The sequence below is a fragment of the Dysgonomonas sp. PF1-14 genome, from assembly GCF_029892965.1.
Taxonomy (GTDB): Bacteria; Bacteroidota; Bacteroidia; order Bacteroidales; family Dysgonomonadaceae; genus Dysgonomonas.
The window spans coordinates 1-21,412 of sequence record NZ_JARXWN010000026.1; the positions used below are offsets into that span (position 1 = coordinate 1).

Annotated in this window: 18 protein-coding genes; 7 read left to right on the plus strand and 11 right to left on the minus strand. The window is 41.1% G+C overall.

The features are described 5' to 3' along the window. Positions 1-97 precede the first annotated feature (97 nt). The 7 genes from M2448_RS19475 (at position 98) to M2448_RS19505 (ending at position 9,758) form a co-directional block, all read left to right on the plus strand. The gene (locus M2448_RS19475) at positions 98-391 is read left to right on the plus strand and encodes a fibronectin type III-like domain-contianing protein (protein ID WP_280647823.1); all 294 of its coding nucleotides are present in this window, start codon (positions 98-100) and stop codon (positions 389-391) included. A 118-nt stretch (positions 392-509) separates the two neighbouring features. Then, positions 510-1,220, plus strand: a complete 711-nt coding sequence (locus tag M2448_RS19480; RefSeq protein ID WP_280647824.1) for a hypothetical protein — start codon at positions 510-512, stop codon at positions 1,218-1,220. A 52-nt stretch (positions 1,221-1,272) separates the two neighbouring features. Then, positions 1,273-3,639 carry a TIM-barrel domain-containing protein gene (locus M2448_RS19485; RefSeq protein ID WP_280647825.1) on the plus strand — a complete coding sequence of 789 codons (2,367 nt, stop codon included), beginning with the start codon at positions 1,273-1,275 and terminating at the stop codon, positions 3,637-3,639. 112 nt (positions 3,640-3,751) lie between these two features. Then, complete coding sequence (locus tag M2448_RS19490) at positions 3,752-6,421, plus strand: glycoside hydrolase family 3 N-terminal domain-containing protein (RefSeq protein ID WP_280647826.1); 2,670 nt, start codon at positions 3,752-3,754, stop codon at positions 6,419-6,421. Then, positions 6,418-7,818: a GDSL-type esterase/lipase family protein gene (locus tag M2448_RS19495; RefSeq protein ID WP_280647827.1), complete on the plus strand. Its 1,401-nt coding sequence runs from the start codon at positions 6,418-6,420 to the stop codon at positions 7,816-7,818. The genes M2448_RS19490 and M2448_RS19495 overlap by 4 nt, the downstream gene beginning before the upstream one ends. Before the next feature lie 24 nt (positions 7,819-7,842). Next, entirely contained in the window at positions 7,843-8,808 is a 966-nt protein-coding gene (locus tag M2448_RS19500) for a family 43 glycosylhydrolase (protein WP_280647828.1), read from the plus strand. Between the two features lie 23 nt (positions 8,809-8,831). Then, entirely contained in the window at positions 8,832-9,758 is a 927-nt protein-coding gene (locus M2448_RS19505; RefSeq protein ID WP_280647829.1) for a family 43 glycosylhydrolase, read from the plus strand. A 221-nt stretch (positions 9,759-9,979) separates the two neighbouring features. Here the strand turns inward: M2448_RS19505 and M2448_RS19510 are convergent, their stop codons facing one another. From M2448_RS19510 to M2448_RS19560, 11 genes are all read right to left on the minus strand, one after another. Beyond that, positions 9,980-10,543: a Fe-S-containing hydro-lyase gene (locus M2448_RS19510; protein ID WP_280647830.1), complete on the minus strand. Its 564-nt coding sequence runs from the start codon at positions 10,541-10,543 to the stop codon at positions 9,980-9,982. Between the two features lie 12 nt (positions 10,544-10,555). Beyond that, a complete protein-coding gene (locus M2448_RS19515) occupies positions 10,556-11,398 on the minus strand; it encodes a fumarate hydratase (RefSeq protein ID WP_280647844.1) in 843 nt (280 codons plus the stop codon). Positions 11,399-11,402: 4 nt separating this feature from the next. Next, positions 11,403-12,344, minus strand: a complete 942-nt coding sequence (locus tag M2448_RS19520; protein WP_280647831.1) for an alanine-tRNA synthetase second additional domain-containing protein — start codon at positions 12,342-12,344, stop codon at positions 11,403-11,405. A gap of 4 nt (positions 12,345-12,348) precedes the next feature. Beyond that, complete coding sequence (locus M2448_RS19525; protein WP_280647845.1) at positions 12,349-12,669, minus strand: DUF4387 domain-containing protein; 321 nt, start codon at positions 12,667-12,669, stop codon at positions 12,349-12,351. Between the two features lie 100 nt (positions 12,670-12,769). Next, entirely contained in the window at positions 12,770-14,134 is a 1,365-nt protein-coding gene (locus tag M2448_RS19530; RefSeq protein ID WP_280647832.1) for an acyclic terpene utilization AtuA family protein, read from the minus strand. Between the two features lie 121 nt (positions 14,135-14,255). Next, the gene (locus tag M2448_RS19535) at positions 14,256-15,500 is read right to left on the minus strand and encodes a methylaspartate ammonia-lyase (RefSeq protein WP_280647833.1); all 1,245 of its coding nucleotides are present in this window, start codon (positions 15,498-15,500) and stop codon (positions 14,256-14,258) included. A 23-nt stretch (positions 15,501-15,523) separates the two neighbouring features. Next, positions 15,524-16,984 carry a methylaspartate mutase subunit E gene (locus M2448_RS19540; RefSeq protein WP_280647834.1) on the minus strand — a complete coding sequence of 487 codons (1,461 nt, stop codon included), beginning with the start codon at positions 16,982-16,984 and terminating at the stop codon, positions 15,524-15,526. 32 nt (positions 16,985-17,016) lie between these two features. Then, positions 17,017-18,399 (minus strand): methylaspartate mutase accessory protein GlmL, encoded by a 1,383-nt coding sequence (glmL, locus tag M2448_RS19545; protein WP_280647835.1) that lies wholly within the window; start codon positions 18,397-18,399, stop codon positions 17,017-17,019. A 7-nt stretch (positions 18,400-18,406) separates the two neighbouring features. Then, complete coding sequence (gene glmS, locus M2448_RS19550; RefSeq protein ID WP_280647836.1) at positions 18,407-18,814, minus strand: methylaspartate mutase subunit S; 408 nt, start codon at positions 18,812-18,814, stop codon at positions 18,407-18,409. A 319-nt stretch (positions 18,815-19,133) separates the two neighbouring features. Continuing rightward, a complete protein-coding gene (locus M2448_RS19555; protein WP_280647837.1) occupies positions 19,134-19,514 on the minus strand; it encodes a DUF3244 domain-containing protein in 381 nt (126 codons plus the stop codon). Between the two features lie 171 nt (positions 19,515-19,685). Beyond that, a complete protein-coding gene (locus tag M2448_RS19560; RefSeq protein WP_280647838.1) occupies positions 19,686-21,350 on the minus strand; it encodes a tetratricopeptide repeat protein in 1,665 nt (554 codons plus the stop codon). Positions 21,351-21,412: the final 62 nt, after the last annotated feature.

The following is a 21,412-nucleotide window of genomic DNA, read 5'->3' on the forward strand; positions in this document are numbered from 1 at the left end:
CTATATCCCTATTCCAAGAAATTATGGCTTAGAAAACCCAAATATACAACCTTGAAAAAATACCCAACTGTCAGATCTAGTCTAAACTTTTACAGTATTGGTATCATTCGATCTGAAAAACACAGGAGATATGAAAGGCGATGAAGTATCGCAGGTATATGTAAAACTACCATCTACAGGTGTTGTTATGCCAATGAAGGAACTAAAAGGATTTCAACGGACTACTGTGGATAAAAAGGAGACTAAGAAGGTAGAAATAGAGATTCGCAAAGATTTGTTAAGATATTGGGATGATAATGCTGAAAATTTTGTAACACCTCAGGGTAACTATGAATTTATGGTAGGAAGTTCATCGGCTGATATTAGGCTAAAAGGAGATTTAGAAATATAAAAATATGATTATAAGGAAGATAGTTTTTTTGATTTGTATTGCAGTTTTCTTTAATCTTCATCTGTTTTCTCAAGGACCTATACCGATAGAGTATGACTTGAACAAGAGGGGGATAATAATGGATGCTGTTATAAATGACACATTGCAGACAAGGGTATTCTTCGATACGGGAGTATATGGATTGCTTATTGCAGATAGCCTTAACATATTTGACGAATCAGAATCGGCTAAATGGATTAAGATCGGAAATAATAAAAATCAGTATTATGATTATCCAAAAGGGATATTGGATAAAGTGGATTATCGGAACCCTGTTTTTTCATGGTTTAATGTCGGAGGAATTATCGGTTGGGATTTCTTTGAGGGAAAGATCATAGAGATATCATATAAAGACAAATATATAAAAGAAATTCAATCGGAAGACATTACGGCTGACTATGAGTCTATCCCAATGCAGAAAGAAGAACACAAATGGGGTATACCCGGTATATTCTCAGTGCAAAATAATAAAATAGACGAATATGTGATGATCGATACGGGTAATACAAGTACCCTTACTTTTAATCATAGTATCAGGGAGAAATACAATATTAATTTGAATGAAGCAGAGCAAGGGAAAACTTCTACAGCTAATGTCGTAGAAAATAGATCTATAATATATGCAGATACAATATCAACAGGGAGTAATCATTATATTGAAAATAAAAGGATTGCATTTCTGGGAATAGAGCGTCGTAGCCCTTTTGCCGGAATATTGGGGAATGTATATTTCGAAAATTTTACGATCGTATTAGACTTTAAGAATGGTATATTTTATATAAAAAAATAGGTATAGTTACTCATTGAAATATTCTGTTACAGAATTGAAAATTTAAATTTTTATGAAAAAAACATTCATTATATTTCTCATTCTGGCTCTGTCGGGTCTGTTGAATGCACAAAATTATCAGAAAACCTCGAACGGTGTGAAAACTCAGGTAGGGACTACCGATATTGAAGTTCAGTTTTACAGCCCTACAATTGTTCGTGTGTTGAAATATCCCAAAGGAGAAGCCTTGAAGAAAAAGAGTCTGGCTGTGATTAAAGAACCGGAAACAACGCAATTCAATATAGAGAGGTTTAATAATGTAATCACTCTTGCATCTTCCGATGTGGTTGTTACACTGAATCTGACTACGGGCGATGTAGCGTTTAACGGAACAGATACCCGCCCGTTCATTGCTGAGCGTAGTGTTTCGTCAGTGTTCACTCCAAAACAATACAAGAGTGGAAAGACTTACGAAGTAAAACAGACTTTCCTGTTAGATAAGCAAGAAGCCGTATATGGTCTGGGGCAACATCAGCAGGGACATATGAATCAGCGCGGACAGGAAGTCTATCTTCGCCAGAGTAACACAGAAATTGCCATTCCCATAATACATTCTGTAAAGGGATACGCTGTGTACTGGGATAACTATGCGCCTACTACATACAACGATTCGTATGAAGGTCTGTTATTTACTTCATCATCGGGTAAGTGTATCGACTATTACTTTATGTATGGAAAAGATATGGACGGTACAATCGCGCAAATACGCGATCTTACCGGACAGGCTCCGATGTTTCCGCTATGGACATACGGATTCTGGCAAAGTCGTGAGCGTTATGTTTCGCAAGATGAGCTGATAGGTGTAGTGAAAAAATATCGTGATCTGGGAGTGCCGCTTGATGGCATTATTCAGGACTGGCAATATTGGAGTACCAATAATAAGCATTGGAACGCTATAGAATATGGCAACCCTGAATTCCCTAATCCGAAAAAGATGATAGATGACGTACATAAGTTGAATGCGCATATTGCAATTTCCGTATGGCCGTCTTTCGGACCCGAAACCAATATTCATAAGGAACTGAAAAAGAAAAAAATGTTGTTCGATTTCGATACCTATCCACACAATATAGGAGTGAGGGTATATGATGCTTTCAATCCTGAAGCCCGAAAAATATATTGGGATTATATGAATAAGAATCAGTTTGCTTTGGGAATGGATAGTTGGTGGCTCGATGCTACCGAACCGGAAGATAACTCCGGCAATGAAGAGCTTAACTACTCAACATATCTTGGTACATACAGAGATGTAGCTAATGCCTATCCGTTAGTATCCGTAGGTGGCGTATACGACCATCAGCGTAAAGTGAGTTCCGATAAGCGTGTATACATTCTTACTCGCTCGGCTTTTGCCGGACAACAGCGTTATGGCGCAAATTCGTGGTCAGGTGATATCGACTCGCGCTGGAATGTATTGCATGATCAGATCGCTGCCGGATTGAATTTCTCTCTTTGCGGTATCCCTTATTGGAATACCGATATAGGTGGTTTCTGGGCAGGACGTGCATATCCTGAAGGTATAAAAGATAAAGCATATCACGAATTGTATGTGCGTTGGTTGCAATTTGGAACATTCACTCCGATGATGCGCTCACATGGAACCAATACTCCTCGCGAAATATTCCAGTTCGGAGAAAAAGGAAACTGGGCTTACGATGCACAGGAGAAGTATATTAATATGCGTTATAGCCTGCTGCCTTATATGTATTCCATAGGTTATGATATAACTCAAAATGCAGGTTCTATGATGCGTGCGCTGAGTATGGACTTTGCACAGGATGAAAAAGTGCATGATATAGATAATCAGTATATGTTCGGAAAATCCATATTGGTGATACCTGTTACTGACTCCATGTATGTAGATCGTATAGATGGAAAAGTCGTAGAAAATTTTAATACTATAAAATCACAAAAAGTATATCTGCCTAAAGGTGCTGACTGGTACGACTTCTGGACAGGAGAAAAAGGTAGAGGCGGACAGACATTGAGTAAGTCTACACCGATAGACATTATTCCGCTATACATCAAAGCGGGTTCTATTCTTCCTTGGGGGCCTAAAGTACAATATGCAGAAGAGAAGAAGTGGGACGATCTGGATATATTCGTTTATCCGGGTGCAGATGCAGAGTTTGTACTGTATGAAGATGAAAATAATAACTACAATTATGAAAGAGGAGCTTACGCGACTATAAAGATGAAATGGGACGATAAAGCCCATACATTGACTATTGGTGCCAGTCAGGGAGAATTTCCGGGTATGCTGAAAAAACGCAACTTCAAAATAACCCTGTTGGGTGAGGGGAAAAGTATTCGCTCGTCTTTGGGTAAACCTGATAAGCTTATTGTATATCAAGGGCAAGAGATTAATGTTAAAATGTGAGTATTAACCAGTATTTAAGCGTGTCTTAATATTCCCATTAAGGTAATTTTAATGCTATGGAAATATTTTTGACTTTATGAAAACAGCGCATATACTCTATAAAAATATAACCATGAAAAAGATTTATTTTATAATAGTCGCATTACTACTGCTCCTTAATACAGGATGCTCAGACACGCCTCGTTACAAAGATGCAAATGCCGATATTAGCGACAGGGTCAGCGACCTTCTGTCGCGAATGACACTCGAGGAAAAAGCCGCTCAGCTGGATATGCTTTCGGCAAATGATATTCTCGATGGGCCTGATAAATTAAAGGAAGTAGAAGCGCGGTATTTCATAGATTCCATGTGTATTGGTTCCATACACGATTTCTATCCCAAGACAGCAGCTATAGCCAATGCAGTACAGAAGCGGGCAATAGAAAATTCCCGTCTGGGTATTCCCGTTATCTTTATTGAAGAAGCATTGCATGGTTATCAGGGCGAAGGTGCTACTACATTCCCGACACCGATAGGTAATTCTTCCACATGGGATACAATACTTGTACATAATATAGGTAAAGCCATTGCAACAGAGGCAAGAGCACATGGGGTGCATTTTGTGCTCGGTCCGAATCTCGATCTGGCACGCGATATCAGATGGGGACGTACAGAAGAAACATTCGGCGAAGATACCTATCTGTCATCCCGCTATGCCGTAAGTCTGATTAAAGGAATGCAGGGTAATAGCCTGAAAGACAATAATACGGTAGTCGCAGAACCCAAACATTTTGCCATACATGGCATTCCCGAAGGCGGAGTAAATACTGCGCCTGTTTTTATTGGTGAACGTGAAGCCCGTTCTACCCACCTGTATGTATTCGAAAAAGCCGTTACCGAAGCAAAGGCAAAAGGCATCATGGCAGCCTACCACGAGCGCGATGGTGTACCTGCGATCGCGGATGCGTGGCTGCTAAAAAAAATACTGAGAGACGAATGGGGGTTCGATGGCTTTGTTGTTTCCGATCTGGGAGCAATTGCTAAACAATATAAAGACCATCATACAGTAGCTAACGAAGAAGAGGCCATTATATCCGCTATCAGTGCCGGATTGGATATGCAATTTTACGACTATCCGCACGATGTGTTTCAGCAAACAGTAGTAAAAGCCGTAAAAGATGGCAAGCTGTCAGAGAAAGATCTCGATCGGGCTGTTGGCGGAGTTTTGCGTGTTAAGTTCGAATTGGGGCTTTTCGATAATCCGTATACAGATGAATCGTTAGCCGCCAAAGTATTCAGAAGTGAAGAACATCAGACGCTGGCGTTAGACGCTGCCCGTAAATCCATCGTATTGTTGGAGAATAAAGATGGAGTACTGCCATTAGATAAAAATATACGCTCTGTTGCACTTGTTGGCAATCTGGCGAATGTGTCTTCACTCGGGGGATATTCTCCGGCAGGAGCAAAAGGTATAACTGTGTATGAAGCACTAAAAAAACGCTTTGGCGAGAATGTGAAGATAAACTTTGTGAATAGTGATATCTCCGAACGGTTTTCCAATATTCCATTAACTGCACTAACTCCTAAATCGGCACCTGATGGTAACGGACTGAATATGGAATACTTTAATAATACAGACTTTAGTGGTACGCCGGTATATACTGCCATAGGCGATAATCTGTCTGTTTACTGGCACAATCTGAGTCCTGCGCCGGGTGTAAATTCCGATAACTTCTCTGTGCGTTGGACAGGAACTATTACAGCTCCTGTTACAGGTGAATATGAGTTTAATCTGAATGCTGACGACTACGCCCGTTTGTATATAAAAGACGAATTGCTTATCGACCGTTGGGGCGATGATAAACGTACGAAGGCAGCTACCAGCCGCAAGATAAATATGACAGCCGGACAGCCTGTGCCTATCCGCCTCGAATTTGCCGAAATAGAAGATATTGCTTACATCAATCTGAAATGGAGGATGACACAATTAACTTCTTCATCGCTATATAGGGATGTAGCTCGCGCCGCCGCAGTGTCTGATGTTACAATAGTAGTTATCGGAGAAACAAACGATGAGGTGGGCGAAAGTCGCGACCGTCAAAACCTTTATCCGCATCAGGCAGATATAGATATTATAAAAACCGCAAAACAAGCAAATAAACCTGTCGTTACGGTAATGCTTACAGGACGTCCGCTCGTACTGACCGAAATAGCGGAAAACTCTTCTGCTCTCCTGCAAGCGTGGTATCCGGGCGAATCGGGTGGTGATGCTGTTGCCGATGTGCTTTGGGGAGATTATAATCCATCCGGAAAATTGTCGATAAGCTTCCCGAAAGATCAGGGTGTTTTACCGATTTATTACTCTAAAAAACCTTCAGCCAGCCGCAGATATGTAGATGGGGTAGGAGAGCCGTTGTATGAGTTCGGGTATGGATTGAGTTATACCGATTTTACATATTCTGCACTGAGTATTACTCCCGAAAATCCAACAATAAAGGATAATATAACCGTAAGTATCAATCTGAGAAATACGGGAAATGTAGACGGTGCGGAAGTGGTACAGCTATATATCAACGATAAGGTAAGCAGCGTGGCTACACCTGTGAAGCTGTTGAAAGGTTTTGCTAATGTTTTCCTGAAAGCAGGAGAAAGTAAGGAAGTGAAGATGACGCTTACACCTGAACATTTGTCACTCATCAATGCTGATATGAAACGGGTTGTAGAAGCGGGAGAATTTGAAATAATGGTAGGAAGCTCATCGAAAAATATACATTTGACTCAAACGATAACTGTTGTAAAATGAAATATGCTGTCTTTTTTCTGATCTGTATCTTATTGTCTGTCGTTGCTGTCGGACAAACAAAGATTGTCTGCGTAGGTGCCAGTATTACCGAAGGCGCGCGTACAACCGATCCCCGAAAAGACTCTTATCCGGCACAGCTTGGCACTTTGTTAGGGAATAACTATGAGGTGATTAATTGTGGTATAGGTAGCCGTACAATGTTACGTAAAGGCGACCATCCATATTGGAATACAGATCAGTATAAAATAGCTTTAAGCAGCAACCCTGACATCGTTTTTATCGACTTGGGCGGTAATGATGCAAAATTGCAGAATCGTGTATATATGGACGATATGGAACAGGATTGCATAGATATGATTAGGTCGTTTCGCAATCTGCCATCCAAGCCGCGTGTGATAGTGATGTTGCCGTTTGTCTCTTTCGAACCCGATACTACTCAGATATGGGATAAGGTGCTTGTAGAGCAGATCACTCCCCGTTTGCAGAGTGCAGCATACAAGGAGAATGTAGAAGTGTTGGATATGCACTCGTTGCTTATCGACCGCAAAGACCTTATGCCTGATAATATTCATCCCGAAAACGAAGGCTCAGCTATAATTGCAAAGAGATTATTTGACCAGCTAACTCTGAAGACGGACAAAGGTTTTGATATCTTCAAAGGCATAAAATCACCTTATACAATCAGTGATTTTAAAGGTTATCAGTGTGCCGATTTTAAGATAAGAGGACGAGAGGGTAAGGTTGTAAAGCCAAAACAGGCAGCTCAGGGGAAACCGTGGATATGGCGTACCCGCTTCTGGGCACATGAGCCTCAAACGGATATTGCCTTGCTCGAACGTGGATTTCATCTTGTCTATTGCAATGTGGCAGAGCTGATGGGAAACAAAGAAGCATTGTCTATCTGGTCTGATTTCTATAAACTGCTGACAAAGGCAGGCTTGTCGAAGAAAAGCACAATGGAAGGCATGAGTCGTGGCGCTATGTACTCTTTTTGCTGGGCGGCAGCCTATCCCGACAGGGTAAATTGTGTGTATGTGGACAACCCGCTTCTCGATTGTCGTTATCTGGCTGACAAACCCGAAGAAGATTTAGGAGAGATGACCAAAGACTTTATGGCTGCCTATAATCTGAAAACGAAAGATGATATACGCAATTTCAAAGGCAATCCGACTGATAAAGTAAAAGATATCGTAAAGGGTAAATATACGATTCTCATTCTTTCTGCCGATCAGGACGAGGCCGTATCTCCTATGCAAGTAACGCTGTTCGAAGAAAAAGTAAAGACACAGGGAGGCGATATAACCGTAATGGTAAAAAAAGGATTTAAACATCATCCGCATAGTTTCCCAAATCCTGCACCAATAGTTGATTTTATCCTTAAAGCAACGTATAAATAATTACATAATAAATACACTGACAAAATGAAAAGAACTTTATTCACTCTGGGCGTTCTAGCGCTTACATTATTATCGAATAGTGTTTTAGCACAGAAGAATCCATTTGTACAGCATATGTACACAGCCGACCCATCGGCACGCGTATGGGCTGACGGGCGTTTGTATGTATATGCTTCGCACGATATAGCTCCACCGAGAGGGTGCGACCTGATGGATCAGTATCATGTGTTTTCTACCGACGATATGATAAACTGGGTAGATCATGGCGAGATACTACGTTCGAGCCAAGTGCCTTGGGGCAGACCCGAGGGCGGATTCATGTGGGCCCCCGACTGTGTATATAAAGATGGTACATATTACTTTTATTTTCCGCACCCAAGCGAATCTGATTGGACTAAAAGCTGGAAAATAGGAGTTGCAACGAGTAAGCATCCGGCAAAAGATTTTGTAGTACAAGGTTACGTAAAGGGTATGGAAGCACATATCGATCCGAATGTGTTTATTGATGACGATGGGCAGGCTTATATTTATCAGGGTGGTGGCGGAACCTGCTTTGGTGGTAAGTTGAAAGATAATATGATGGAAGTTGACGGTCAGTTGCAGATAATGGAAGGCTTGTATGATTTCCACGAAGCTGCATGGGTGCATAAACGTAATGGTATCTATTATCTGTCATACTCGGATAACCATGATGAAAACTGGAACGATGGAGTAAAAGGTGACAACCGTATGCGTTATGCCATCAGCAAAAGCCCATTAGGCCCTTGGGAACATAAAGGAATCTATATGGAACCGACTAATAGTTATACCAATCATGGATCGATAGTAGAATATAAAGGACAATGGTATTCTTTTTATCATGACAGTTCTTTATCATTGAAGAACGGAGAGTTTAACGATTGGTTACGTTCGGTTTGTGTAGATAAATTGTATTACAATCCGGATGGAACAATCCAGATGGTGAAGCAGACTAAAGAGGGGTGGAAATAAATTTTCAGATGAGATATAGAACAATGAAAAAAACATTTTTGATACTTGCTGTTTTAGCGTTAACGGCAAATGTAACTGCACAGAAAAATCCGTTTATTCAACATATGTATACAGCCGACCCATCGGCACGCGTATGGGCTGACGGGCGTTTGTATGTATATGCTTCGCACGATATAGCTCCACCGAGAGGGTGCGACCTGATGGATCAGTACCATGTGTTTTCTACCGATGATATGGTAAACTGGGTAGATCATGGCGAAATACTTCGTTCGAGCCAAGTGCCTTGGGGCAGACCCGAGGGCGGATTTATGTGGGCTCCTGACTGTGCGTACAGAGACGGAACATATTATTTCTATTTTCCGCATCCAAGTGGTACGGAGTGGAACAAAACATGGAAAGTAGGCGTAGCAACAAGTTCAAAGCCTGCCAGTGATTTTAAAGTACAGGGATATCTTGATCTGGGAGGCGATAACTTTGCGATGATAGATCCATGTGTCTTTGTAGATGATGACGGACAGGCATATTTCTATTATGGCGGCGGTGGCAGATGTAAAGGTGCCAAGATGAAAGCCAATATGACCGAATTAGATGGAACTCTCGTAGATATGACCGGACTGGATGATTTTCACGAGGCTACATGGGTACATAAGTATAATGGAACTTATTATCTGTCTTATTCCGATAACAATCCGGGTGCGAATAGAAAAAAGTATGCAACAAGTAAAAGCCCGTTAGGTCCATGGACATATCAGGGTATTTATATGGATCCTACCGATTGTGATACCAATCATGGATCGATAGTAGAATATAAAGGACAATGGTATGCTTTTTATCACGACAGTTCATTATCGGGGAGAGGAAACCTTCGTTCTGTTTGTGTAGACAAGTTAGAATATAATGCTGATGGAACGATAAAAAAAGTTGTTCCTACTAAAAACTGGACTAAATAGATTTATTATAAATTATAGCACGTCTCTTTTATACTGTGGAAAACACATTTTATAGTGTGATTGAACGAATGCCTGTATTTTTAGAAAAGATATTTATCTATACGATAATAAAATGAACGGGAGAATATTATTCTCCCGTTCTATGAAAATCTATTATGAGATAGAAGAAAAGTAACAAAGAAAGAACTGTTGTAAATGTGTTACCTTTGTTACCTTTTTTATTAAAGTGTTGTTGTACTATATTTCTTACGACCTTCTTCGTACATATTGTTGCCATGACAATCGATAGCGACAATCACAGGCAGGTCTTTTACTATAAGGCGTCTGACGGCTTCCGTACCCAGTTCATCAAATGCAATAACTTCGGCGCTTTCTACACACTTACCCATCAGGGCTGCTGCTCCGCCTATTGCGGCAAAGTACACTCCGGAATGTTTAATGATAGCGTCAGTAACCTCCTGATTGCGAAGTCCTTTTCCTATCATTACCCTGAGCCCTTTTGCTATCAGGCGTGGTGAATAGAGATCCATGCGTCCGCTTGTTGTAGGGCCTACCGAACCGATAGGCGTACCCGGCTTGGCAGGGCAAGGACCAGCGTAATATATGGCAGCTCCCTTGAAGTCGAACGGCATAGGCTCATCTTTATCGAGCAGTTCGCACATTCTTTTGTGTGCAGCATCGCGGGCTGTATATACAACACCTGATATGTATGCCATATCGCCGGCTTTCAGGCTTTTTATCATCTCATCAGAGAAGGGGGTAGTTATTTCAATCCTGTCTTTCATATTATCTCCTTTCTATAAATCTCCTTCTGCATGGCGTGTAGCATGACATCCGATATTGACAGATACAGGTAATCCGGCTATGTGTGTAGCATAGGTCAGTATGTTTACAGCCAGAGCCGTAGTTGTGCCGCCAAATCCGGCAGGGCCGATACCTAATGCGTTGATGGCATCCAGTAGCTCAGCTTCGAGTTCAGCGAGTTTAGGGTCATTATTGTTCTCGTTTACGGGTCTCAATAAAGCCTTCTTGCTAAGGTAGGCACTCTTCTCCATTGTGCCGCCTATACCTATTCCTACAATGATGGGTGGGCAAGGATTTGCTCCGGCTTCCGATATTGTTTCTATCACAAAGTCCTTTATACCTTGTAGTCCTTGACTTGGTTTCAGCATTTTCAGCCTGCTCATGTTCTCGCTGCCAAAGCCTTTCGGGGCAACAGTAATATGGAACTTATCGCCGGGAACGAGTTCATAATGGATTACAGCAGGGGTATTGTCTTTTGTATTCACCCTGTCGATAGGGTCTTTGACAACTGACTTGCGCAGGTAACCTTTCTCGTAGCCTTGCCGTACACCTTGATTAATGGCATCTTCGAGAAAGCCGCCTTCGATATGTACATCTTGCCCCATTGTGACAAATACGACAGTCATGCCCGTATCCTGACAAATAGGATCACGTCCTGCTTTTGCTATCTCTGCATTTTCGATGAGGGTATTCAGTATATCCTTACCCAAAGCAGACTTCTCCTTTTTGCAGCATTGGCCCAGACAGTTGAATATGTCGTCGGTGAGGTTGCAGTTAGCTTCTATACAGAGTCCCTCTACAAGGTTAGTTATGTCTTTGGTATTTATCTGTCTTATCATCTTAGGCCTTTCTTTTTAAGAAGTGAATTGTATTCAGGTTGCGTATGTCGATCCGGTCTTCGGCATCGAGGCAACCGACCATACAGTAAGTCTTTGTTTTGGGATCGTATATAAACTTCTTGATCAACGTAAAATGCTCTACTTCCGATGTATTCCTTATATGGAAACGAGGACCATCACATTTAACAATGGTATCGCCTATCATGATGTGGTCTTCATCGTAGTAATTGACTGTGAGGTTCTCTGCGAGCTTTTGATGTATTCTTTCAGATAACTTGCAGAAGTCGAGGTCTACTTCCTTTATAAACTTCAGAACGAAGCCATTGCGCATGTCGGAACTGTAATACAGGCTGTCGTCTATACCGAACTCGGTATTCAGCAACAACATGGTTACGTCTTCTATTGTATGGGCTACCTTTCGGTACCAGAGCGAATCGTGCACTATGTTGTATATACTCTGCGGTAATGGCCCGAAAATACTTGGACGCGTGACAATGATTTCTTCACCGATGCCCACTATAATATCGGCATTGATACCCAATGCAGGAAACAAGAGGTCAAAGTGCTCTACGATGATCCTGCGGTGACGGTCGAGAATGTTCTTCACAAAGTCTACTATTTCGTGCATCTGGGTGAATGCTATCTGAAAACGCATATCGATATGATATGTGGTGGCTTCGTGGAGGTCTTCCTCCAGATCGCGTACCTGCAATATCTTACGCGGATTCAGCGTGTCATCATCATTAGAAAGTTCCAGACCGGGAAACATTCCTTTGATCAGGGACGATTTTCCCGATCCGGCATCTCCAACAATGCCGATAAGCTTATCGTTGAAGCTCAGGTGGCGTTGAGATATCTGTTCTCCTAAAAACAACAGGCGCTCTCTGCCACGCGGGGCAAAGTACTGGGAGAAGACCGAGTATTCCTGTATGAGGTTACGCATAGGCTTATAACTTCAGTTTATAGTTCATTAGTGGCGAATGCTGTTGTGCGCCATATACATCTGTTTCGCCGAGTGCTCCCGACGGAATAGGGCGTACGATGGTTATCTTCACAGCCTTTGCCGGATCGAAATATACCAGATTGATAATATCCGATAGAGAGATATTGTACAACTTGGCAAAACCTTCTTCGTTGATGGCTCTGGCGGCTTTGACCTTTTTATACATGTCGAACTCCTTGAATATGATGTCGAATGTAAGCTCATACGGGCCGGAGTTTTTACTGCGGATAACGGATGCTATGTCTCTTAGATTGTATTCCATAATTGTATTTTTAGCCCCTCCAACCTCCCCAAGGGGAGGCTACTGTTAGGGTATTGTTTTATAATTGTTGTATAACTATATACAATTAATCCCCCCTTGGGGGTTAGGGGGCTAATTCCATATACGTAATAGGGAAATGTGCCGTAGGGCTCTCTACCTTCATCAGATGATATACATTAAACTCATATACTTCGCCTACTTTGCAATCGGATGGAGAGAACGGGAAAGCCAGATTCCCGGCTGTAGATATACGCCCCTCGTATCCGAAGTGCAGCATAGTACTGCGTGCGAACCCGCAGATAGTGTCAGCCTGATCCTGAGTAGGAGCAACGGCTTCTATCACTATTGCCAGTTCGTGAGCTACACGGGTCTCGCTGCCGGGGAATAGTCCCATAACACCGTTCTTACCGTATATCTTGAAGTCGAGGAAGAAGTCCGTTATACCATAGCTCTCAAAATTGTTGACTACACGGTCTTTCACGCTCTGTACTATCTGATCTATCTTCTCTATCATTACAGGGTCTTTTGCAGCAGCAACCGATATTGTTCTATAGCCGACTTTCTTTACACCCTCCAGTTTGACAAAGTATTCGTCCGTAGGCACAAACTTGCTTCCGGTGACTTTTACCATATTATCGGTGATCTGAGTGAATTCAGAGTGATGCAAGTCTATAGCACCACCGGGTCCCGGTAATATGTACGGGTTTGTCTTTTCGTACAATGTATGAGCAGCAACCGACAGGGTAGTACATTTGCGTAGTGGCGATAATGGCTCGAGGACGAAGTTATCCTTTTGCAAATAACCGAACATACAATCGCTACCGCTTCCCGGAAGAGCAGCGATAGATGCACATTCGAGTATCTTGCCCAGATGTATTGCCAATCCCTTGTCGAAGCCCTCTTTGATAGCCAGGGCAGAGAATACAGACGGATCATAAGACCTTCCGGCAAGAATAACCTGTGCTCCTGCTTCCAACGCTTCTATATATGGTTCTTCTCCCATCTGGGCGACAATACGCACAGACTCATCCACATCTGCCTCTGTGATAGGGCCGGCAGGATGCAGAGGGACAATATTTCCTTCTGCCAGTTTCTTCTTGATAAGCGTTTTATCCAGTTCAGACTGTATTACTGCCATCTTGAAGGATAGCTTCTTTTCTTTTGCTATCTCTTCTATAATTTTCACATTAAACTCTACGTGAGGTCTTCCGCCCGATCCGCCGCCTGTGCCAATGATAACAGGTATGCCTGCTTCGAGAGCGGCAGGAATCATTATTTCGAGGTCACGCTTTACCGAGTTGTAGTCGGTGAAAGATTTTCCTGCTCCCAGATAATAGGGACCCGGATCGGTAGATCCGGCATCGACCGCTATGACATGGGGTTTTCTCTTCATACCTTCTATAAAAGATTCCATAGGGAATCCGTATCCGAGTATGGCTGTGGGGGAAAGTATTCTTATTTCTTCCATTTGTTTTATAGTTACGAGTTACAAGTTACGAGTTACAGGTATTTGGTCGACGAGTAAATAAGTACACAAGTAACAGATTAATAATCATTTCAAATCAATATATAGTTAGTATATTGACTAATTATAACTTGTTTTTAAGGGCTAATATACGTTGCATCTCGTTGAAGACGATCATATAGCCTTCATCTACACCCATACCCGGTTTTGCCAGATATTGTATAGGTGATGTTGCCATTGCTATGTGTGCACAGACTTCGGCTGAACGGTTAGTCTCGTTACATGTTCCACCCAGATATGCACCCATACCGTTCTCTTTACAATAGATAACGGCTTCTATAGAATTGTTGATACCTCCAAGATCGGGAGTCTTTATCTGTGCCATGTGTCCGGCTTTATGGATAGCAAAATCACGAATGTCTTCCAATGTATTGCACCACTCGTCGGCTACTATTTCGGCCTTAATGCCTTTCTTTTCCATTAGCTGGCGTATTGTACGCAAGGCATCTATCTGGGCAGCTTTTTCTCCCATATCTACGGGTCCTTCGATCCTGATATGGAAAGGCTTTGCCAGTTCTTCCAATGTGCCAATATAGTCGGCTATCTTCTCAAAATCGTTATTGAAGACAGGCCCGAGAGTGCCATATACATCAATGTGAATAGTCGGATTATAACCGTCGTAAGGCATGAATTGCAAGATACGATTTTTGAGCCATTCTACATAGGCTTGAAGTTTTTCTCCTTTCAGTCCGGTCTTTTCTTCCACATTGTTGAACAAGGCATGAGGCAGTACGTCAGCCCCCTTCATTATCATTTTATCGGCATTGAGGTAACGGTCGTCTCCCGACTGGGAAAAGATCGGTATAATGGTGCCGGAAACCTTCGTGCCATATTCTTCGGCAATTACCTGTGCCATTAATTTTGACTTACTCTTTGCAACAGCATCGAGACAAGCTTGAGTTACACCGTAGCGTATAGCTGTATGGTATATCTTTCCGGTTGCAGGGTTAATGCCTTTATCGACAATGCCGGCTAATTCCCTGAATGTGGTTATTTCTTTGCCTTTGTATAGCGGTACGATATATTGTTCGATGATAGGAATAAAGTCTTTTGCCAGAAACAACGGATCGCGGCCTCCTGCTCCCGAATACTGTACAGCAGCACAATCTCCATGAGCAACGGTTCCATTCTCGAGAATGAACAATACGGATATGGATTCGCCTGCTTGCCTCACTGCTGTGAAACCTTCGGTCATAGGCTTTCCTTCATAGAAAGCTCCATCGTGTTTTGCTCCTGCTTTTATTGCTTTCTGGTCGTCAAAGAAGAACCCTGTTTTTCCCTGAGCACATACAACGTCAATGATTTTCATATTATATATTATTTACGTTATGTTTATGATCTGTCGTTTGGTCGTCCTACAAGGAATCCTTTTCCTATGGCATATACATCGTCGATGACCATCTGGAAGCTTACCGGACGTTTTTCGTAGGCTGCTCTTTCTTCCAGTTTTTGTCTGTGGAAGACTTTCAGATCGTCTGTAAACGGAATATTGCCCAATTCGAGGAAACGTACTGCACCACTGTTGTCGCGTGCCGGCATTATCTTTCCTGCGTTGTATTTGCTAGGGGCAAAAGGTACATCTATAACTCCGGCTTCGAAAGCTCTTACTGTACCTGCGGCATAATCGCCCTTACCCAGTTCTTCTACCTTATCGAGGATGCATCTCATTTCTTTTACAATGATCTCACTTTCGGCAACAACGGCCGGTATGTCTACAAAGCTTTGGTCTTTCAACATCGAAGTCAATTGTTTTGTCGCTTTCAGTCCGGCGGCATTGGCTTCTTTTGTAGGAACGCCCATTGCCTCATGTGGAGTTTTTACTATCACCTTAGTTGCTTTGGCTAATACCGCAGCGGCCGCACCCCATGAGATAACAGCAAAAGACTTGGATTCGTCTTGCGGGAAGCCTCCCATCCATTGATGGAATACGGTTGTAACCCTCACGTCATTGAATCCGAATCTATCCAGGTATTCTCTGGTCATAATATTAAGTGAGCGTATGGCTGCAACGTCCTGAATGAGGTTTCCGCACTGTCCGTAACCAACTGTAATGTCCTTTACACCTTGTGTAGCAGCAAGTATGGATTCTATAACAGCCACTACATTGGATATGCATGGAGGAACCAATGTGCCGGTAAGCGGTCCGAAAGGTTCTCTGTTAATAGATATTCCGGCTTCTTCATACAAGCCGATGAGCCTGTCCGCATATTGCCAGTGGGCAATGGTTTTTTCCAGAGAGTGATTTTTCGAGTATGGAATATTGTATGATATACCTCCTCCTTCATACGATGTGAAGCCTCCGGCGATAGCTATTTCGGTCAATAGCCTTGCATCAGGTGTTCCATGGCGCACCTGCACTGGACTTTTCAGCGAAGATGTTACGGTACGGCAGATATCCACCCCGTAGTTTACAGCAGGGAAACCGTTGAGCATAGAGCGTCCGCTTTCTTTGCTCTTCTCTATACCTATTTCGGCTTCTTTATATCTGTTTAGTCGGGTGTAACTATCTATTGTACTCGGTAGCAGGTCGGCTTCTCCTTCGGTTTCGAGATACTGTAGCAATTTAATATGTTCGTCATAAAGAGCTACTCCAGCACGTGGTTGTATCAGTGTGATCCCTTTTTGAGCTGCTTTTGCCATCTTGTCTCCGAACCGTTTTTCGGTAGGAATAGCTTTCTGGTATTTTACAGCTTCATCAAAGTCTACGCCTTTACCTGTCGGCCATTGTTCGAGGACTTCTTTGCGTTCTGCGAAAAAGTCGTCATTCGATAGCTTAGTGTTCTTAATTTCCATGTTTGTAAACCCTCCTAGGTTTCTTTTTAAGGTTATATAAGTTTTATTTCTTGTTTCATTAAGTCAAGAGCGAGTTCGGGTTCAGCAATGCTTAGCAGCCCCATCGCCGCAAATATATATTTACTGTCCAGCATGTATTTAGGTTGTTTGGGCTTCATGCTGTTATAACGTTTTATGTCAAATCTGGCACCGTCTAATATTGCAGAAGGGTTGGCACTGTTAATAATAGCTCCGCCAATGCCGATTACAAAGGGAACTTCGGTCAGGTCTTTCCCCGAGAGGGTGAATATCTCGCCCATAGGTGAATATGAACTTTCCATTATTCCGCAATGTCGTTCTACAGCAATTTCAACGGCACTTTTTGCCAGTAGTTCTTCTACTTGTGCTTCTGTGCTGCCAGCTTCGGCGATAGTATCAGGATTTTCAGAACATCTGCTTATCCAACTTTGTATGTTATCCTTATTTATGCCGGACTTTTGCTCTAAAGTGTCCATGTCGAGTTCTTCGGCCAATGAACAAAGGCTGTATCTCATTCCCAAATCGCCTTCTACACTGCGTTTGCTGAATGGTTCAGGCAACCCTTTTTCCAAAATATTTTCCATTGAGGGTTTACCACTTGCTATGGAATATACATCGGTAGTAGCACCTCCGAGATCTATTGCGAGAAGTTCACCTATGCCGTTTGTCTTTTTTGTCCCCTTGCTTAATAGTTCGCATCCATGCATAACGGCTAGTGGGGTAGGGATGATCTCTATAGAAGCCATTTGTTGAACGGTAGAAAGTCCTTTTGCTTCGATGATTTTCTTTATAAACAGGGCTTTAATGCTTTGTTTTGCCGGTTCTATATCGAGCTTGTTGAATACAGGCATCACATTGTGGGTGATGATGTAGTCTTTACCCGAATGCTTGAAGATTTCTTCCAGTTCGTCCGATGCACATTTATTGCCTGCTGCAATAATGGAAAAGTCCCTCTTAATATTAGCCAGACGTTTGGCATTGGCAATAATTACCTCTTTGTTCCCGCCATCGGTGCCGCCGCAAAGCAGTACCAAGTCGGGGTTGATATCATATATTTCGTCTTGTTCGTCTTTGGATATTTCGAATGAATAGGTTTTTATGACCTTTGCGCCGGCACTCGATGCAGCCATTTTTGCTGCTTTTGCGGTTAGTTCGGGAACCAGTCCTAATGCAACCATCTTTAATCCTCCTCCGGCACTGCTGCAACAAAGCAATTGGTCGTAGTCAAATTTTCCGATCGATTGCTCTAGTTTTTGCAAAGCAGTGTTGAAGCCATTCATGATGTCGGTATCAATCGTGGTAAAGGCACTTGCTGTACCCTGAATTATAGCCTTTTCGGTATTAATGGCTGTCAATTTTGTATATGTACTGCCGAAATCAACCGTTAAGTATTTCATGGTGTGATTATCCTAATAATTCATTCAAATCGCTTATAGTGGTTTCCAGTGTTGTTCCGGGAGGATAGGCCTTTGTAAATCCCATTGCAAGGAATCTTTTCTCTACATCGGCAAAATCCTGCTTTCCTACCACCAGATTGCCTCCGGCCAGTAATGGGATATCTTTTAACCCTGCTTCATTGCATTTGTCTCTTAGTCCGTTGCAGTCTATTTCGCCATGTCCGTAGAGTGAAGAAACGACGATAGCATCGGCATTGGTCTCTAAAGCAGCAGCAATAAATTCTTCCTGTGATACCATTACTCCCAGATTTATAACATTGAATCCGGCGTCTCCGAGTGCGAACGCCAGTATCTTATTGCCGACTGCATGTACGTCAGCACCTATTACACCGGTAACAATAGTTTTTTTATTCATTGATATTAAGATGTTTATGGTTAACTAACTCTTCTTTGTAATTCCTGTATTAAAACGCTATTTTAATAACATGGAAAAACAATGTAAATGTAGTAAATTTAAACAATATGAAAGCGAAATAATGAAAATTAACTATTATTTCGTCTTTTGATGTGCGTATTGGATTAAAGATTGTACTTTCGTGAAAGAAATTTGTTAGATATTATCTATGGGAAGAAGCTACAGTTAAATCTTATAAATAAGAAAAGCCCGGCTATAAAAACCGGACTCCTCTCAAGTGTAAATAAGTAAGCTATCTAGTAATTGAAAAACTTCAGTTTCAAATTTCAAATTCTCCAAATGCTGTTTTGTTATTGGATAAGTTGGTAAAGATGATCTTGTATTTACCGATATTCCAGTTAGAGTAATATATATAGAAAGTCTGTCCGTTGTAGTTGTTCACAGCTGTGCTATATATAAGGTTGCCAACCTCGTTATATACTTCCATTTTCAGGTTTACATTTGCTATGAAATTGACTTCAATGGCAGACTCTGTTTGAAATACGATGATTGGATTGATAGATAGTGATCTGGTTCTAGCCTGATCTGTAATATCACCAATAACTTCGACCTCTTCGTTTTTGGCATTATTATCCTTACTAAAAGAAGATAATGATAAACTGAGTGAAAATAGTAAAATAAAAATACATAGATTTTTCATAATTGTATCTGTTTTAAAATATAGTGTGTTTCAATTCTAAAATTAGATACATATTTTGGGTACGAGGTTACTTTGTTTTCTGGATATGACTTTTTATTCTCTTTTAATTTAATTAATATGCATGTTATTAGCTAGATAAAGTTGTTTATGTAAGGTTGAGATATGACTTTTTTATTTGTTAATTACGCTCTCATTAAAAAAATCAATGAAGTTCCCATGCCCTTTCATCCCTATTTTTTTCCTTATTACAGTCCGTTTTGCTGTGATGGTATTGGAGCTTTGTCTCATGATGATTCCTATTTCTATATTTGAAAATTCGGTATATATGAGGCAGCATATTCTGAACTCGGATTCATCCAATTGAGGGAATGTCTTTCTTAGTGAATCAAAGAAGCCATTATGCAGGTCATTCATTGTCTGATAAAGAATATTCCAGTCAAGAGTAGTTTGGTTATAAACAATCTCATTAAATCTTTTCAGTAGTTTTTGATTTTGTTCTTTCTCTTCGTCACGCATATATCCTTCCAGTAGCGCCGATTTTTTCAATATATCAAAATGGTGTAGAAGTTTGTTCCTGAAAGAGCTTTTCTCCTCATCATAGCTTTTTGCCATATTGTCCAGTTCGTTGATCTTTTCATGGGCTTCTAATATGTCTTTCTCTTTTTGCTGTTTTATATAGTAAAATATGAGTATTATTATCAGGATAATAAGCCCTAACGCAATAGACAGGATAAACATGTTCTGCTCTTTTACTTTTAGCAGGTTATTCTCATTTTTAATTAGTTCATAGTTGTATTTCTTCTGTATATCCAGTATTATCTGTCGTTCGTCTGCTGCAAAGATTTTATCTCTGTTTTTATTATAAAGGATATTGTATTCCATTGCCTGTTTGTAGTCTCTTTTTTCTTTGTGTATTTGTGATAGAAACCTATATATCCTTGCATTCAAAGTGTAGCTCTCAGTTTTACTCGCTTCTGTAAGGGCTTTCTCGAAATAGATAATCGCCGAGTCTACTTTATTCTCTTTCTGATATATTTGGGCTATATTAGAATAGTTTTTCGCTCGAGAGTCACTGCTATTTACATATTTTATGATCTGAAAATACCCGTCCTTTGCTTTTTTATAGTTCCCTCTTTGTTTCTGTATCAAGGCAATATTTTGTCTTATGTCTACCTGAACAGTTGTGTCTTTAAAATGATTAGCAATCTCAAGGCCTTTTTCATAATAGTGAAAGGCGCTATCACCTTTTCCTCGTATAAGAAAACAATTCCCTATATCCTTATAAGAAAGAACTTCATTTTTATAGCCGTTTGCCTGTTCGTAGTAGCGCAATGCTGCTTTAAATCGGGGAAGTGCCTCGTCATATAAAAATTGATCGTAGTACAGATAGCCGATCGAAGACTGGATCAACCCTATTGTATTATAATCAGTAGTCTTCTCAGCATATTTTTCAGCATTTACATATTCAGTCATAGCCTCCTTATTCTTCTTTTGAGACTCCAATACTCTTCCGCAATAATAGCTGGCTAGCGTACTTAGTTGAGGATTCTTTTTTTGTATGTAATAGTCTTTTATCTGAAAGATAATAGTGTCTTCAGCAATATCTTTATATGCTTTGTCTTTTGCCTGAATACGCAATAGCAAATATCTATTATACTTTTTTTTACCCAGATTATCGGGTAAGAGAATAGAGTCTAATAGGGACAAAGTGCTGTCTGGATTTATCTCCAGCAAGTTTTGAGCCTGAGCTAAATAGTTTTCAGCCTTTTGTGAGTCGGAACTACACGAAAATAAGAAAGCTGATAAAATGAGAGACCAGAAACAAATATATTTCATATAGTGTGTTTTACATTCTAACAAAGTTAATTATTCTGTTAGCATAAACATAACAATCCATG

Bases quoted from the DNA above. Each gene is read 5' to 3' on its own strand.
- M2448_RS19485 (WP_280647825.1), top strand. From the start codon at position 1,273: ATGAAAAAAACATTCATTATATTTCTCATTCTGGCTCTGTCGGGTCTG.
- M2448_RS19490 (WP_280647826.1), top strand. From the start codon at position 3,752: ATGAAAAAGATTTATTTTATAATAGTCGCATTACTACTGCTCCTTAAT.
- M2448_RS19505 (WP_280647829.1), top strand. From the start codon at position 8,832: ATGAAAAAAACATTTTTGATACTTGCTGTTTTAGCGTTAACGGCAAAT.
- M2448_RS19510 (WP_280647830.1), bottom strand. From the start codon at position 10,543: ATGAAAGACAGGATTGAAATAACTACCCCCTTCTCTGATGAGATGATA.
- M2448_RS19530 (WP_280647832.1), bottom strand. From the start codon at position 14,134: ATGGAAGAAATAAGAATACTTTCCCCCACAGCCATACTCGGATACGGA.
- glmS (WP_280647836.1), bottom strand. From the start codon at position 18,814: ATGAATAAAAAAACTATTGTTACCGGTGTAATAGGTGCTGACGTACAT.
- M2448_RS19555 (WP_280647837.1), bottom strand. From the start codon at position 19,514: ATGAAAAATCTATGTATTTTTATTTTACTATTTTCACTCAGTTTATCA.
- M2448_RS19480 (WP_280647824.1), top strand. From the start codon at position 510: ATGGATGCTGTTATAAATGACACATTGCAGACAAGGGTATTCTTCGAT.
- M2448_RS19540 (WP_280647834.1), bottom strand. From the start codon at position 16,984: ATGGAAATTAAGAACACTAAGCTATCGAATGACGACTTTTTCGCAGAA.
- M2448_RS19560 (WP_280647838.1), bottom strand. From the start codon at position 21,350: ATGAAATATATTTGTTTCTGGTCTCTCATTTTATCAGCTTTCTTATTT.
- M2448_RS19500 (WP_280647828.1), top strand. From the start codon at position 7,843: ATGAAAAGAACTTTATTCACTCTGGGCGTTCTAGCGCTTACATTATTA.
- M2448_RS19520 (WP_280647831.1), bottom strand. From the start codon at position 12,344: ATGCGTAACCTCATACAGGAATACTCGGTCTTCTCCCAGTACTTTGCC.
- M2448_RS19495 (WP_280647827.1), top strand. From the start codon at position 6,418: ATGAAATATGCTGTCTTTTTTCTGATCTGTATCTTATTGTCTGTCGTT.
- glmL (WP_280647835.1), bottom strand. From the start codon at position 18,399: ATGAAATACTTAACGGTTGATTTCGGCAGTACATATACAAAATTGACA.
- M2448_RS19535 (WP_280647833.1), bottom strand. From the start codon at position 15,500: ATGAAAATCATTGACGTTGTATGTGCTCAGGGAAAAACAGGGTTCTTC.